Consider the following 13,401-nt stretch of genomic DNA (forward strand, 5'->3'; position numbering starts at 1 on the left):
AAAGACCCCCTTCATCTAAACATTACAATACAGAATCAAGCATATGAATGCAAACCAGCAATAACAAGATTGACGAAAATCAGGTTAAACATGATGATGGCAAAACCGATGACGGCAAGCCAAGCCGATTTTTCCCCTTGCCACCCCTTTGACATCCGCAGATGCAAGAAAGCCGCATAAAACAACCAAGTAACCAATGCCCAGACCTCTTTCGGATCCCAGCCCCAGAATCGTGTCCAGGCCACTTGAGCCCAGATCATTGCAAAAATGAGGGCACCGAGTGTAAAGATCGGAAAACCGATAAGGACCGAACGATAACTAATCTCGTCCAATAAATTCAAATTCACATTTTTAACGATCGGTTTAATCAAAGCTGCCACTCTTTTGCGAGCAATCAACCTTATTAAACCATACAGGACAAGTCCCATGCCGAATGACCAAAGAACAGTATTCAGTTTCTTGGCATTGATCAGTGCAGGCATGTCCACCAGCGGTTCAAATCGATCCGTCTCGATGAGTTTCCCTTCATTGGGACCTACCAATGCCGGCAGGTTGAATTCCTGTTTGACTTCGGCACCTTTTTTATCGACCCAATCAAAATTCGCCTTATAATCCATGGCAGCAAAAGAAGAAGTGATGATGACGAAACCGATGGTGCAGACCAATGTGAACATGATGACTTCAAGCCAGAACGTTCTTTTGCTTGATTGTGTCTGATCAACGAACTTGATTAAATAAATGATGGCAGTAACGAAACTTATGGCAAGGATCGACTGTCCTGCCGCTGCGGTCGTTACATGAATATGGAGCCAATCACTCTGCAAAGCAGGGATGAGTGGCGAAATTTCTGTAGGGAACATACTTGCATAAGCGATTATCAATAATGCAATCGGTAAAGCGAATAGCCCAAGGGCAGGTGTTTTATAAAGAAAATAAATTAATATGAAAGCACCGACCAGCATCATTCCGAAAAAGGTCGTAAATTCAAACAGGTTACTTACCGGGGCATGTCCGGCAGCAATCCATCTAGTGATGAAATACCCAATTTGCGCAGCAAACCCGATAATGGTGACGAAAATGCCCAGTTTTGCCCATTTGTTTTGTTTCTTTTCCTCCGCACCGCGTTTATCCTTGATCGATCCCCCGAATAAAAAGGTGGCGATCAGATATAAAATGAAAGCTGCATATAAAAGGTTACTGCTTAATTCAGCCATTTAATACTTCCCCCTTACTAGAAGATTTCTCCTCTTCAAGTTGATCCATTGGTTCGGAAAGTGATGTTGATTCTATCGCTTGTTTTATATCTCTTTTAATGCCGTGCCAGTTTTTGTTTGTATGGCCGGCCAAAAGTATCTCATCATCTTTCCTCTTAATCCATATACGCCGATGATTCCAATAAGACCCTTGGACAACGCCGATCATGAAGATGATTCCACCCGTGAATAAGATCCAAAGGGTTAAATCCTTCCTGACGGTCAAAGCCGTGACATCTTGGGTTTCCACACCATTAAAAGCCATTTTATAAGTGTTTTCCCCTAAAGGCTCCACAGTCTCCTTAATCGCTACGAAACTGACTTCACCCTCTGGCTTATCCGGAGTATGCATCTTAAAGATAAATGCTGGATTATTCGGAATCTTCGATATCGTTCTAGGTTCACCTTTTTCATCGAACTCGAAATCAGGGAAGTAACTGATCAAGTCAACGGAATATCCTTCTTTCAACTCGTATTTCTTTTGAGGGTTGTTCAAATCAACCTTTAAGCTTCCATATTTCTCTTCGGTTTTTTTATTTATCAAATTAAACGCCATCGTACTCAGCTCATCCAATTTATAGTCTACTTGGTAGAGGGCATAATGATCATGTTTCAGAGGTTCATTGACTTTGATTTTATAATCTTTAAGCTTATCAAGGTCCACTTTTTCCCCTGGTAAGGTTTCTCCCTTGCGCTCATATAGCGTAACATCGGATTGATATGTTTTTGCGATCGTACCGGTTTTATCAATTGCAGCACTGTACTGCTTATCTTCTTCACTCTCTTTGTCATACACCTCTAAGGTAAATTCATTATTCTGAAGATAGTATTCACCATTTGTACCGGGGATTTCTTTCCTCTCGCCTTCACGCAGCCAAAGTACTTTGTCGATATACATCCCAGGGACGGAACGCAATAATGCTCCAATTAAGAAAATGATAAGTCCTATATGATTGACATAAGGTCCCCAACGTGAAAAACGACCTTTTTCGGCAAGTATATGACCGTTTTCCTCTCGTATATGATAACGCTGCCTTTTTAGCCTATCCTTTACTTCCTCAAGGTTGATATTGTGGTCTTCAAGCTTTGTCACCCCATAAATCCGCTGACGTTTCATGAAACCGTCATGACGTGTAACCCCTTGCTTTTTTAACGATCGATATAACGGAAAGAACCGGTCGATACTGGCAATCAAAAGTGATATGCCCAGCATGCCTATGATAATCAAATACCACCATGAACTATACAAGTTATGAAACCCGAGTTCATAATACACCCTTCCGAACCAGCCATATTCCAGTTCATAATGTTCTGCAGGCGTCGCGGTTGAAGGGATGTACATTTCCTGGGGTAAAATCGTCCCGATAGCTGAAGCGATCAAAGCAATGACAATGAGCGTCACCCCGACCTTAACGGAAGAAAAGAAATTCCATATTTTATCGATGATCGTTTTTTTATATGTTTGTGAACGCCTGGCACTTCCTTCATATCTCATATCAATAAGCTTGTTCTCTTTTTCGTTACCAAGCACCATTCCGCATTTCCCGCATATCTTTGTGCCAAACGGATTTACATGACCACAATCGCATTTTACTTCTTTCATGTCAAAAACTCCCCAATATTATGGTTTAATTCTCTCCATATGCTTTTGGATGCTCTCTTCTGTCAAAGCTCCGGTGATGATATCTATCACTTTCCCCTCTTTATCAACCAAAAAGGAGACAGGCAATATATCCACGCGGTAAGCATTTTCCACTTCCCTGCCTTTATCGATCATGACAGGAAATGTAAGATCATGCTTTGTAATGAAATTATTGACAGCATAGTCAGATTCCCCGACGTTAACGGCCAATATCTCAACACCCTGGTCTTTAAAGTTTTTATATTGATTTTCCATATAAGGCATTTCATATTCACACGGCTTGCAATATGTACCCCAAAAGTTCAGGAAGACGCCTTTTCCCTTGTAATCTGAAAGTTTATGCTCTTTACCTTCCATATCAGTCAAGACGAAATTGGGTGCATCGGATCCTTTTCTCAGGCTTTCATTCTTATCTTTAGTGAAGTTCGTATAAAGGGCAAACACTAAAGCTGCACCTAAAAGCAGGAGAATGATGGTTCTGCTAATGAGGCGTCGCTTCTTTTTATCCATAGAGATCCTCCTAAGGCCACACTAAATTTAACCATACCATTATACCATTTAACGCCATGTCCTTTATATTTACATTTCTGAAGGTTTTGTGACATTCTTTCCCGATTCATGAAGGAAAAGGTATTTACAGGTTGTTTTCCACCACCCATTTCTTCCATCGGAAGAATGGGGTAGTGGTTTCAACCTATCAATACGGGAAAAATACTAGCTTACATTCTCCGCTGTTTAGGCTCGGTCGTTGCTAAAGTCCGCATTAATTTAACTTCATGTGGAGTCAGCTCCCGGGAATCCCCTGCAGTTAAACCGTCCAAGGTCAAGAAACCATATTGTTCCCTCTTCAATTTAATGACGGGATGGCCAATTGCTTCGAACATCCGGCGGACTTGCCTATTCCTGCCTTCATGTATTGTGATTTCAACTATGGCCGTTTCCTTTTTCTTGTCGGTAGACAATACCCTTGTCTTGGCCGGCGCAGTCTTGCCATCCTCCAACTTGATACCCTTATCCAGCTTTTTCAAGCTTTCACGCAAAGGCATCCCTTTCACTTTTGCCACATACACTTTATCCACTTCATGCTTCGGATGCATTAACGTGTTTGCGAATTCCCCGTCATTGGTTAAAATCAACAAGCCCGAAGTATCGTAATCCAAGCGGCCAACTGGATAAATCCGTTCATTGATGTAAGGGAAAAAGTCCGTTACGACTTTTCTGTTCTTATCATCAGAAACGGCCGAAATGACGCCGCGCGGTTTATAGAATAGGAAATAAACCGGAGCTTCTTTTTCAAGCGGGACTTCATTAACCTCAACCTTGTCATTAGGCCCCACTTTCACACCTAATTCCTTCACTACTTTGCCGTTCACTTTTACCTTACCTTCTAAAATCAACTCTTCTGCTTTACGGCGGGAAGCCAGTCCAGCATGTGCTATCACCTTTTGTAATCGTTCCATCTATCTTCACCCCATAGTATAATCATTCGTTTGTTATTGTCTATACATACACAATCATACAATTATTACATATTGAGAGGCAAAAACAAAAGGTTTTTCGCTATTAAGAGCTTTTCTTTTATTATTACACCAATAATGGGACGGTTAAATGGGTTGGTTTCCATAATGAGTGTAACATAGCTTATTTTTCCATACAAAAAATTGTTTCTTTTGATGAGAGTTTGAATACACCTTAATAATGGATGGCTGCTTTTAAGAAAAAAGACAAAAAAAAAGAAATGGAATCGTCCATTTCCCTACCTTTTAATTCATACCGAAAACCAGTGTGACGACAATAACGGCAGCTATGATTCCGATCAAGTCTGCCAAAAGGCCGACCTTAAGGGCATCACCCATTTTTTTGATTCCGACGGCTCCAAAATAAACGGTCAATACATAGAAGGTGGTATCCGTACTTCCCTGAATCGTGGCAGCTAAGCGGCCAACAAAGGAATCCGGTCCATAAACCGATATCAGGTCGCTGGTGATTCCTAAAGCCGCTGTTCCGGATATTGGTCTAATGATCGCAAGTGGTAAAACCTCAGACGGAAAATGAAGAAAGGAAAGTAAGGGGTTTAGTGATTGTACAATGAAATCCAAGGCCCCTGATGCCCTAAATACTGAAATCGCCACAAGCATCCCTACCAGGAAAGGAATAAGGGAAAAGGACATGCTGATTCCTTCTTTCCCCCCCTCAACGAAGGTCTCATAGGTGGGAACTCTTTTCAATGTGCCGTACAGTAATATGCAGAGAATCAAAATCGGTATCATCCAAATTGAAATGGTGGTCATCCAGTGCAACATCCTATTCCCTCCCGTTCCTCTTTCTCCTGTAATAAAAATATCGATCTATCGCGATTCCTCCAACGGCAGAAATGGCCGTTGCTATTATGGTCGGAAATACGATGTCCGTCGGGGAGTGGGCATCGTAGTTCATGCGGATTGCAATGACAGTAGTCGGAATCAACGTTACGCTAGAGGTATTGATTGCTAAAAAAGTGACCATCGAGCGGCTGACCGTTGCTTTTCCTCCATTTAGTTTCTTAAGCTGTTCCATGGCTTTTATACCAAGAGGCGTAGCTGCATTCCCCAACCCGAATGTGTTTGCCATCATATTGGAAAGTATATACCCCATAGCAGGATGATTAGGAGGCACTTCAGGGAATAGCCATCTCATGAACGGCTTGAACAAGTTGGATAGTTTATCTAACAGCCCCGATTCCTCCGCTATTTTCATCAACCCCAGCCAAAAGACAAGTATGCTCATCAGTCCCAGGCAAAGGGTGACCGCTTCCTTTGCGCTGACAAATAGAGCTTCATTCACCTGATCCATCGTTCCATTAACCATGCCAAAGACGATACCGATCACGAACATCCCGACCCAAATGTAATTAACCATTGCGTCCGATTCCCAATACCGCTTCAAATACTTCAGCCCATGAAGATTGGAATGATTGTTGCTTGAAGCTTTCTTTTGCTTCCCCATAAAAAATTGACCGAGTGCCTATTTTCTTCCCATCAAGATAGATGGATGCTCTGCCGACAACTTCCGGGATTTTCCTTTTATCATCCCAGGCCTTCTGGGGCTTCAACAATTTCATTTTCACTTTGACCAATTCTCTTTCTTCGCTTGTCAGTGGGTATGAAAAATCATTTTTAATGTAGACATGACCTTTATATATTTTATTTTCCATGTTTTCCACCATTCCTGCGGGTAAAATTTCTGTTGGCTTATAATCCTTAAAGGCGGATTCATACATGTGAATATGATCATTCCAATCATCAGGACCATTCAATGTCACAGCAATCAGGTCATGCTCGTTTTTTGTTGCCGTCGTGACCAAGGTGCGTTTTGCCAGTTTGGTATACCCTGTTTTCCCCCCTGTGCAATACTCATATAATTGTGTAAGTAGGCGATTTTTGTTCTTCCATACATAATCCCATTGTTCTGTGGAATTAGGTGCCCTGTGTTCCTTTGTGCCGGCAATCTTTGCATAGGTTTCATTTTGCATGGCATAACGAGTGAGAATGGCCATATCATAGGCGGTTGAATAATGGTTCTTCGTATTATCCAAACCATGTGGATTTGAAAAATGGGTATTTTTCATCCCTATTTCTTCCGCCTTTTGGTTCATCATCCAGACGAATCCATCCAGGCTTCCGCCAACCTTTTCACTGATTGCGACTGCTGCATCATTACCGGAACGAAGCATCAAGCCATATACCAAATCTTCGAGCTTGATTTTTTCTCCTACTTTTAAGTAAAGGGAAGATCCCTCCGTCCCGAAGGCATTGCTGCTCACCTTCACTGTCTCATCCATTTGTCCCGATTCAATAGCCAAGATGGCCGTCATTATTTTCGTAATGCTTGCTATGCGATTCTTTTCATGAGCATTCACTTCATAAATGACCCTTCCGCTATCCTCATCCATTAAAATCGCGCTATGGGCACTTACGGATACATTTGCATTGGCGCTTTGTACAGGTGCCATAAAAGACAACAGGAGAATGACGATACACATACTCGATAACCCTTTATATAGAAAACGCATGAGTGCCCCCTCGTCTCTTTACTTGTTTTTGTACAAGTTTATGCAAAGGGACAAGGGTTATGAATAAAAGAATCTAACCCTTCATGATATCTACTGTTTTCAAGGGAAGTTTTCCAAAAAAAAATCGATAGGGATCCCTATCGATTTAGTGTTCTATTATACTAATAGTGCAGCGATTTCATCAATTTTCTTAGCTCCGAATACCACTTGTTCATCATTGATGATCATGGCCGGCACGCTCATGACTTTATATTTCTTCTTGATTTCCTGGAAATTGCTTATATCGACCATTTCAGCTTCAACGTTAGGGTTTTCAATCGCTATGCGCTGTGCACCCACAACAACGTCTGGACAGTAGTGACATGACAATGAAACCATGACCTTAATGTTCGCTTTTTTACTGATTCCCTTAATTGAATTCAATACGGCTGAATCCAATGCTTGACCAGGTCCAGCCAGGTTATAGATGGCCAAAATGAAGGAATTCAACTCATGGCCGCCTGGTACACCGTGGAATTTGACGCCACTGTATTCACCATTTGAATTTAAGAGGGCAACGACAGGGAACTTATCCGCATTGATTTTTTCTTCAATTTCCGTATTTTCCCCTTTATTGTATAAGTCAAGATGAAGCTTATCTCCTAATTCCGCAACATCCAACAGGAAGTCTCTCAATTCTACTGATTTTGGCAAATTTTCATCGACAATGGACACCATAGTAACGTCGCTCTCCATCTTGCCGAAGATTCCCTTTAATTGGCCACGTAACGCATCACTTAATAAAGCGCTCTTGCCTGCTGGGACAGCTGCCTGTTCTTTTTTCGCCGGTTTTTCAACTTCAGGTTCATCCTTGATTCCCAGGCGATCCTTTTCTTCCTCAATATATTTGCCGGCATCCGTTGCTGCAATCGCTCCATCGGATACAGCTGTGATAATCTGGCGCAAGGATTTTGGCCTTAGGTCGCCCGCCGCATAGACACCATTCACATTAGTCTTCATATCATCATCGGTTAAAATGTAACCAGCATCATCCATTTCGATATGGCCCTTGAATATCTCTGTTTTCGGCTCGTAACCTATGAAAACGAATACGCCAAAAGTATTGTCTTCTTCCTTCGCCTTATATTCAAATTCTTCATTGGTAACGTTATTGATGAAACGTGCACTTTGAATCATCCCGTCTCCATGAACCCCAAGGATTTCCGTATTGAATTTCACTTCAATCTTATCATTTGCCATTACTTTATCAACAATGGATGGGGCACACGAGAAGCTTGATTCACGGGCGATGATTGTGACTTTTGTAGCAAAACGTGTCAGGAATATCGCTTCTTCAGCGGCTGCATATCCTGCGCCGATAACGAAAACTTCCAACCCTTCAAAGAATTCACCATCACATGTTGAACAATAAGCTACACCGCGGCCAGTGAATTCCTCTTCACCTGGAAATCCTAGCGTTCTTGGTGAAGCACCCGTTGCAATGATGACGGCGAGTGCATGGTATTCCCCACCAAGGGTTTTAACCACTTTCACCTCACCGGAGAAATCCACACCCGTTACATCAGCTTTGGCGAATTCCACGCCAAAATCTTCGTTTTGGAGCTTCATTTCTTCAACTAATCTAGGACCCGATATATGACGGATACCAGGATAATTGGCAATTTCCGATGTAGTTGCAGCTTGTCCGCCGCCAGTGCCTTTTTCAAGAATTATCGTCTTTAGCTTCGCTCTTCCTGCATAAACGCCGGCTGAGAGGCCTGCAGGACCGCCGCCAATAATTAATAAATCATATATTTTTTTCATATTTGTTCTCCTTGCTGAAAGTAAATGCGTGCTAAACTGATTATTTTGAAAAACAAAAGGCACTTATTTTAGGTAAGTGCCTTTTGTCATTAGATCTTGTCGGACGAATTGTCCCAGTAATCGTAATCAATTGCTGGATATATCCATTAATCAAAGAAATGGATCATCCCATTAAAAATTAAAGTTTACCTACAAGGTCCAGGCTTGGTTCAAGAGTAGCTTCACCTGGAGTCCATTTTGCAGGGCAAACTTTATCCCCATGTTCCGCTACGAATTGTGCAGCTTGAACTTTTCTTACAAGTTCTTCAGCATTACGGCCAATTCCTAGGTCATTAATTTCGTATGCTTTAATTTGTCCTTCTGGATTTACGATGAAAGTTCCACGTAGAGCCAATCCATCTTCTTCAATCAATACACCGAATTGACGGGATAAAACGTTCGCTGGGTCAGCTAACATTGGATATTCGATTCTTCCGATTGTATCAGTAGCATCAGCCCATCCTTTGTGGCTGAAATGAGTATCTGTTGAAACTGAGTAAACTTCGCAACCAATTTCCTTGAATGTTTCATAGTTATCTTGAAGATCGGCTAATTCAGTTGGACATACGAAAGAGAAGTCAGCTGGGTAGAAAAAGAATACTGCCCATTTCCCTTTAACATCTTCAAGTGTAACTTCTTTGAATTCTCCTGCATGGTAAGCTTGTACTTTAAAATCTTCAACTTGTTTATTGATCAATGACATAATAAATTCCTCCAATAGCTATTTTTTTATCTGCTCCTGTTTATAATAATTATTAAATAGAAACTAGTCAATAAATATACCTTAATAATTTTTAAGTTCACAAATTGGTCACAGTTTTTATATTAATATAAATTAATTATTTTTAAAATCCCATAGTACTTTAAATTAGCATTTTCAACACATTTCCAATATTATTTCTAGGATACAAATAAGACACATGCACATTATTTCGTGAGATGATCTCCTCTCCTTTTCAATCTAATTATAATATCCAAATGAGAATCATAAGTCGCTTTTAAATAAAATTTTCAGGTCTCCCTTCATATCTTTCCCATATTTCCCCTAAAAAATTCTTATTTCGAAATTTCAATCAAAAAAAACGAACCTTGACGGCCCGTTTAGTTGTAATTGGTTCTCCAAAGACATTTCTATATTTTATCGGTTATTGCTTTTTCCAAATAAGCTTTTTCGCTTCGGTGAACCTTACGGCTATTTTCGGCCAGTTTACAACGTCCCACCATTTGTCCACATAGCCTGCCCGATTATTTTTATATTGCAGGTAATAAGCATGTTCCCATACATCAAGAACAAGGATTGGGATCGTATCCCACTGGGTCAAAACCATGTGCAATTCCGATTGAAGTATTTCTAGCCGCCGCGCACGCGGAGACCAGACTAATATCGCCCAGCCAACACCTTCTACTTGTTTGGCAGCCTCACTAAAATGACTTTTAAAAGCTGCAAAGCTTCCAAAATCCTTCTCAATCTGTTTAAGTAAATCCCCCCTTGGCTGTCCTCCCCCTCCCGGAATCATCACTTCCCAGAACAGCGTATGGAGATAATGGCCTGATCCATGAAAGGCTGCTTCCTTTTCCCAATGTTTCAACAAGGAAAAATCATTCGTTTCTCTCGCTTTTTTCATCATCAATTCCGCTTTATTCAGACCATCGACATATGCTTGATGATGCTTATCATGGTGCAGATACATGATTTCCCTTGAAATCGTCGGTTCCAACGCTTCATAGGCATAAGGTAACGGAGGTAGCGTATGCTTCCCAATCGGCACTGATTGCCTTTCCTGTATATTGAATTCTCTAGCGAGTTCTTCAATTTCCTCGTAGACCCGAGCCATCTCTTCTTCAATTAGGACCATATCCTCATAATCCATTTCTTCCTCATCCATATTCTTTGCCAACCCGGAAAGCCGTTCAATATTTGACAGCAACGGCGAATCGGTGATATCAATCTTCTCAAGATATTCCATCACTCCATCAACCCAATCACTTACCTCTTTAGCATAATCTCTTACCTCAGACATCTTGCAACCTCCCCCTATTCCCATACACATAAATCATCAAAGTATTTTATGTATCGATTAAGCGGAGATTCCATTTATAGCTAAAAAAAAACAGCAAGGCTTATTAAGCCTTGCTGTTTCATTATCTTGACTGCAACATTTTCGTCCGGTAATCCGTTTCATAAAACTCCAATTCTTCACGCATGGTCTGGAATCCACTTTCCACGGCCTTCAAAATGGATATTATGCTGTCAGGTACACTTTGGTGAAATTTAATCGAGTTTTTTCCTGTATAGGCAGATCTGCTGTCCTCAAACCACCGATCTGATTTTGGGGAAAAGTATTCTTCGATACATTGATGATAAACTCTATAAAGCGTCTTTTCAGCTGCAGCTTTATTGAAAACATCATTTTTCAGAACGACTTGGCAAGCCTCCAAGCCCTCTTCACAACTTACAAGCATTCTTCTTAAACTTGAAAGGATTCCTTTATAATAGGTTTCATCCCCGCTTTTTTCTTCTTGCAGCTTAGAATAGGTCGTCTCATTTATAAATTCTTCCAGTTGAGCCACTGTCGTTTCCAAAAAGCCCTTTACATCCTCAAGCTGAGATTTTACCAATGTATTCCCCAACCGTGAACCCTCCTCAAATTGATTAAGATTGAATATAATAGTCAACATGTGATTCTATATCATATGGTTTAGCTTGGTCAATAGATATAAACACTTTCTCCAATTTTTCAAAATCTATATTTTCGAAATAACCAGCCAGCTCTTTTTCTGCATTTATATATATTCGTTTTCGGTTAACCAGGCTCGGGTCTTTGAGTAGACAGACCATGGCGATGATGTCAGCCATATAAATATCTCTGTTAGGGCTTTTGAATAGGGGGTTGGCGGGATATGGGGTCCAAAGAGTGACCATCTCATCAAAATAGCGAAGATACAGTACATTCAGCGCCTTTTCTTCTCCATCCTTTATGTATTGTATAACGGATCGATTAAAGAAGTCCTCAGGTGAATTTGACTTTTCCTTTTCAAGCCCAAATCCATTGCATGCTACAATTCGCACCCGCAATCCCCCCGCATTCATTTTTTTCTATATTATCACAATTCAAAGAAAAATGTTATTCGATTGTTTGCTGAAATTTTTCAAAAAACAAATCGGCTTCACCACTTTCAAAGCTATCATCCGAATTATCGGCGAGAGGCGGTAATTCATCTATGGAATTCAGGCCGAAGTAATCCAAAAACTCTTTTGTTGTCCCATATAAATAAGCCCGGCCCGAGCCTTCAGCACGTCCGACCTCTTTAATTAAGACTTTGGTGACAAGTGTATGAATGGGGCGTTCCGTTTTCACTCCGCGTATTTCATCAATTTCAGCTCTAGTAATCGGCTGCTTATAAGCAATGATTGCGAGTGTTTCCAATGCCGCCTGGGATAAGCCTTGAGTGCTTGATGTTTCGACTAGTCTTTTCAAGTAATCCGAGTGCTCTTTTTTTGTCGTCATTTGATAAACGCCCGCTATTTCGATCACTTGAATCCCACGTACATCCGATACATATTCTTCCTTTAAACTTTCAACGATGTCCGTTGCTTGATATTCCGTAATTTCCAGGACCGAGGCAATTTGCTTGACAGAGAGCCCTTCATCTCCGGCAGCAAACAATAATGCCTCAAGAATCCCTTTCCAATTAATAACTTCCAACTGGTTCTACACCTTCCTTAGCAGCAATCATGATTTCAGAAAAATTACCTTCTTGTTCAACGATGATTTCATTAAGTTTCATCAGTTCCAGCACCGCCATGAAAGTGATGACGATATGCTCCTTGACCGGGATCGAAAACAGTTCAAAAAAACTTTTCTTCCCTTTAATGGACTGTAACTCAATCTTGATTTCATCCATTCGTTTCTCTATCGATATCTCTTGTTTCGTTACTTTCGTGTAAAGCGGCTTTTGAATTTTTTGCCTTCTCAGCAATTTTTGCAGAGCCCCCAACATATCATATAGGCTTATATTCAACTCTTGTTTATCACTTTCCGCTTCTTTAACATAAACAGATAAATCACTTGGGGGTTTGGTGAACATCAAGCTTCTTTCTTCTTCCATCCCTTTAAATTCTTCGGCTGCATTTTTATACTTTTTATATTCTAATAGTTTTTCCACAAGCTCATCCCGTGGATCTTCCTCAAATATTTCCCCATCTTCATCAATCATTTGCTCATCTTCATGCTTTGGAAGCAGCATTTTACTCTTGATGGCAAGCAGTGTTGCAGCCATCACCAGATATTCGCTGGCCACATCCAATTCCAGATGCTGCATCGTATGGATGTAACCTAGGTATTGATCTGTAATATCAGCCATCGGAATATCGTAGATGTCTATTTCCAGGCGATTGATCAAATGCAGGAGTAAATCCATCGGACCTTCGAAAGCGTCAATTTTTATGTTATAACCCATTAAATTACCTCATTTAAATCTAATTGGCCGATATAGACCTATTTCTTTTACTAATCAAGTATAGTGGATTGCCGCCCTTTATCCAAATAATAATTTACTGTCCATAGAAAAGTTTTTATTTGGGATTACCGTCAAATGGGTCGGTGCCCAAT

Annotated in this window: 14 protein-coding genes; all 14 read right to left on the reverse strand. The window is 40.8% G+C overall.

The genetic code is table 11. From position 1 onward, the window contains the following. Nucleotides 1-35: 35 nt before the first annotated feature. The gene (ccsB, locus tag J7I90_RS12890) at nt 36-1,214 is read right to left on the reverse strand and encodes a c-type cytochrome biogenesis protein CcsB (protein WP_034308099.1); all 1,179 of its coding nucleotides are present in this window, start codon (nt 1,212-1,214) and stop codon (nt 36-38) included. Further along, on the reverse strand, nt 1,207-2,856 hold the full coding sequence (resB, locus tag J7I90_RS12895) for a cytochrome c biogenesis protein ResB (RefSeq protein WP_214772105.1): 1,650 nt from the start codon (nt 2,854-2,856) through the stop codon (nt 1,207-1,209). The genes ccsB and resB overlap by 8 nt, the downstream gene beginning before the upstream one ends. Nucleotides 2,857-2,874: 18 nt before the next feature. After that, a complete protein-coding gene (resA, locus tag J7I90_RS12900; RefSeq protein WP_034308103.1) occupies nt 2,875-3,405 on the reverse strand; it encodes a thiol-disulfide oxidoreductase ResA in 531 nt (176 codons plus the stop codon). 209 nt (nt 3,406-3,614) lie between these two features. Then, on the reverse strand, nt 3,615-4,355 hold the full coding sequence (gene rluB / locus J7I90_RS12905) for a 23S rRNA pseudouridine(2605) synthase RluB (RefSeq protein WP_034308106.1): 741 nt from the start codon (nt 4,353-4,355) through the stop codon (nt 3,615-3,617). Nucleotides 4,356-4,658: 303 nt separating this feature from the next. Beyond that, entirely contained in the window at nt 4,659-5,186 is a 528-nt protein-coding gene (locus J7I90_RS12910) for a spore maturation protein (protein WP_396020432.1), read from the reverse strand. A 13-nt stretch (nt 5,187-5,199) separates the two neighbouring features. After that, nucleotides 5,200-5,793: a nucleoside recognition domain-containing protein gene (locus J7I90_RS12915; protein WP_063575727.1), complete on the reverse strand. Its 594-nt coding sequence runs from the start codon at nt 5,791-5,793 to the stop codon at nt 5,200-5,202. After that, entirely contained in the window at nt 5,786-6,946 is a 1,161-nt protein-coding gene (locus J7I90_RS12920; protein WP_214772107.1) for a D-alanyl-D-alanine carboxypeptidase family protein, read from the reverse strand. The genes J7I90_RS12915 and J7I90_RS12920 overlap by 8 nt, the downstream gene beginning before the upstream one ends. Nucleotides 6,947-7,102: 156 nt before the next feature. Then, nucleotides 7,103-8,749: an FAD-dependent oxidoreductase gene (locus tag J7I90_RS12925; protein WP_214772109.1), complete on the reverse strand. Its 1,647-nt coding sequence runs from the start codon at nt 8,747-8,749 to the stop codon at nt 7,103-7,105. Between the two features lie 178 nt (nt 8,750-8,927). Continuing rightward, nucleotides 8,928-9,491, reverse strand: a complete 564-nt coding sequence (ahpC, locus tag J7I90_RS12930; protein ID WP_214772112.1) for an alkyl hydroperoxide reductase subunit C — start codon at nt 9,489-9,491, stop codon at nt 8,928-8,930. Nucleotides 9,492-9,933: 442 nt separating this feature from the next. After that, nucleotides 9,934-10,809 carry a superoxide dismutase gene (locus J7I90_RS12935; protein WP_048680134.1) on the reverse strand — a complete coding sequence of 292 codons (876 nt, stop codon included), beginning with the start codon at nt 10,807-10,809 and terminating at the stop codon, nt 9,934-9,936. Nucleotides 10,810-10,930: 121 nt separating this feature from the next. Continuing rightward, complete coding sequence (locus J7I90_RS12940) at nt 10,931-11,419, reverse strand: YpuI family protein (protein WP_214772114.1); 489 nt, start codon at nt 11,417-11,419, stop codon at nt 10,931-10,933. 22 nt (nt 11,420-11,441) lie between these two features. Continuing rightward, the gene (locus J7I90_RS12945; protein ID WP_096337639.1) at nt 11,442-11,858 is read right to left on the reverse strand and encodes a hypothetical protein; all 417 of its coding nucleotides are present in this window, start codon (nt 11,856-11,858) and stop codon (nt 11,442-11,444) included. Nucleotides 11,859-11,913: 55 nt separating this feature from the next. Next, nucleotides 11,914-12,495: an SMC-Scp complex subunit ScpB gene (gene scpB / locus J7I90_RS12950; protein WP_034308120.1), complete on the reverse strand. Its 582-nt coding sequence runs from the start codon at nt 12,493-12,495 to the stop codon at nt 11,914-11,916. Beyond that, nucleotides 12,482-13,249, reverse strand: coding sequence for a segregation/condensation protein A (locus J7I90_RS12955; RefSeq protein WP_063590677.1), 768 nt, complete (start codon nt 13,247-13,249; stop codon nt 12,482-12,484). Before J7I90_RS12955 ends, scpB begins: the two co-directional genes overlap by 14 nt. Between the last annotated feature and the right edge of the window lie 152 nt (nt 13,250-13,401).

The organism is Bacillus sp. ISL-57 (genome assembly GCF_018613135.1).
In the GTDB taxonomy this organism is placed as follows: domain Bacteria; phylum Bacillota; class Bacilli; order Bacillales; family DSM-1321; genus Peribacillus; species Peribacillus frigoritolerans.